This is a genomic window from Tritonibacter sp. SIMBA_163 (assembly GCF_046535935.1).
Taxonomy (GTDB): domain Bacteria; phylum Pseudomonadota; class Alphaproteobacteria; order Rhodobacterales; family Rhodobacteraceae; genus Epibacterium; species Epibacterium scottomollicae.
Genome location: NZ_JAWJBP010000573.1, coordinates 1 through 266 on the forward strand (window position 1 = coordinate 1; position 266 = coordinate 266).

At 71.1% G+C, this 266-nt stretch carries 1 protein-coding gene; it reads left to right on the plus strand.

Annotation, left to right across the window (positions count from 1 at the left end):
* Positions 1–182: hypothetical protein (locus tag R0J92_RS23600; RefSeq protein ID WP_411053463.1), on the plus strand; the 182-nt coding region annotated here is incomplete at its 5' end.
* Positions 183–266 lie beyond the last annotated feature (84 nt).

A 266-nucleotide genomic window follows, 5' to 3' on the forward strand; every position in this document is an offset into this window, starting at 1 on the left:
GACGCAACGTGTTCGCCCCCCTCGCCCAGACCCCCGAGGCGTGGACCGAGCGGGGAATCGAAGCACGGTATTTCGAGCCCGTCGGCCGGGACGAGCCGCTCGAAGCCCGGCTGCTGCGGCGGATCGTCGAACGGTCGCTGCGGGTTACCGGCCGCGACGCGGGCGTGGCCCGGGCGCGGTGACCCCCGCCCCGCCGCCCGCATCCAGGGTAAATGCATGTAGCCCCGACGTGTATGTCTGATCTGGCGATCGGCTTCGGTGTTGTC